Genomic DNA, 1885 nt, shown 5'->3' with positions numbered 1-1885 from the left:
AATATTTTAAAAGTACTTTTTAAATGCATTGTATATCAGCCGAAAATATACCTAATTTATCAGTTATTTAATAATCAGATATAACTATGAAATTACAATCTCTCTTTCTTACCGCTGCAATTGGGTTTTTTACGCTATCATGTGGCAAAACAGAACAACAGACAGAGTCTGCGGAGACAACTCAGGAAGAAGTGGCAGCAGAGGAAACAGAAACACTAACGGCCACTTTGGAGCGTGACCCAAGGAAGATCGGACCCGAAAAGTCTAAAGAACAATACAAAATAGAAGAGAATATTTATGAGATCAATGCCTCAGAAAACCCCGTTTACGGATTTTGGGTAGGTAGCTTTGGCAAGAATAAGATCAATATAGCACTGGCACGTATCGAGAATGATTCTATCTTCGGGCATAGCGTATGTGCCGGCAATTTCAGGGCAATAAAAGGTACTTTGAAAGAATCCCATCCCGGGGTCTATGATATTGAAATGAAAGAGCCCGGGGATGACCAGTATGACGGCGAGTTTAAATTTACCATTGACCTGAGCAAGAAAGAGCTAAAAGGCTCGTGGAAACCTTACAAAAACACAGTTTCCGCAAAGGAATATACACTTACAAAGAGGGCTTTCGAGTATGATGCCGGTATTGGAGATTATCCTGATGCCTCTACACGCTATCTGGAAGTACCCGATGTGGAGAATTTACTTCCGGAGCAAATCGAGATGATCAGAAATGAGATTTACGCCCGGCACGGCTACAGCTTTCAAAACCTGAAGATCAGAAGAATATTCGATGCCAAAGATTGGTACATACCGATGTCTATTGATATCAGGGACGAGTTAACAGAAATAGAAGCCCATAATATCGACCTGCTCTACAATTATGAGGAGTATTATGCGGACTACTACGACTCTTATGGCCGATAAGCGATGAGATTCTTCTATCTATTATTTACACTTTTATGTCTTTTTTCACTGGCTGGTATGGCACAGACGGGACTTGATGAATTATCTATACCTGAAAGCCATCGCCAGGTAGTACTGGTTACGGCATCCGGATGGGATAGCAAGGTAGCTACACTTCAATGCTACAGCCGAACCGATGCTAACTGGACAAAGCATGGGGAAAGGATAGAGGTATCCCTTGGGAAAAACGGTTTGGCGTGGGGCAGAGGGCTCCATGCAAATACCACATCGGCAGAAAAAAAGGAAGGTGATGGGAAAGCCCCGGCAGGTATTTTTCCCTTTGATTTCATTTTCGGATACGAGAAAGCAGCCCCGACAGGAGCCTTTTTTCCATATCGCCAATCAACTGCCCGCGATTACTTTGTAGATGCCACTGACTCCGAAGACTATAACCGGTGGGTATCAGTGCCTGCTGATCAGCCCAATGAACCCAGGAAATACTGGTCATCTTTTGAGCGAATGAAGCGCGCTGACCACCTTTATGAACTAGGCATAGTCGTAAAACATAACTATAACCCGCCTGTAAAAGGTAAAGGCAGCGCCATATTTCTGCATATCTGGAGAAGCCCCGGCTCACCAACACTAGGCTGTACTGCGATGAGCAAAGAAAATTTGAAAGAGCTGTTGACCTAGCTTGATCCGGAGAAAGAACCATTATTGATTCAGGTGCCTGAGGGGGAGTTAGGGGTGTTGGAGTTTGGTGATGACACGAGGGAATGAAGGGGGTAAATTTTTCAGACATGCTTAAAAACCTTCTTATTTTGTCCTTACGGGACAATCCGACCTGAATTGACTATTCTACAAATATTTTATCCTATGGGATTATTGCGGTGTAGATATAAAACACTTTACTAAACATCTAATCCGGCTTTATCTTAATAATATGGACAGATCATGACGAAGGTAGAAGGTAGCGAACCGAG

Annotated in this window: 2 protein-coding genes; both read left to right on the top strand. The window is 42.9% G+C overall.

Features of this window, described 5'->3' with window-relative positions:
- Nucleotides 1-86 precede the first annotated feature (86 nt).
- Nucleotides 87-923 carry a YARHG domain-containing protein gene (locus tag E1163_RS29665; protein ID WP_155177333.1) on the top strand — a complete coding sequence of 279 codons (837 nt, stop codon included), beginning with the start codon at nt 87-89 and terminating at the stop codon, nt 921-923.
- A gap of 57 nt (nt 924-980) precedes the next feature.
- Nucleotides 981-1595 (top strand): L,D-transpeptidase family protein, encoded by a 615-nt coding sequence (locus E1163_RS29660; RefSeq protein WP_185156261.1) that lies wholly within the window; start codon nt 981-983, stop codon nt 1593-1595.
- Nucleotides 1596-1885: the final 290 nt, after the last annotated feature.

The organism is Fulvivirga kasyanovii, from assembly GCF_009711405.1.
Lineage (GTDB): Bacteria > Bacteroidota > Bacteroidia > Cytophagales > Cyclobacteriaceae > Fulvivirga > Fulvivirga kasyanovii.
This window is presented reverse-complemented; position numbering and strand designations above follow the sequence as displayed.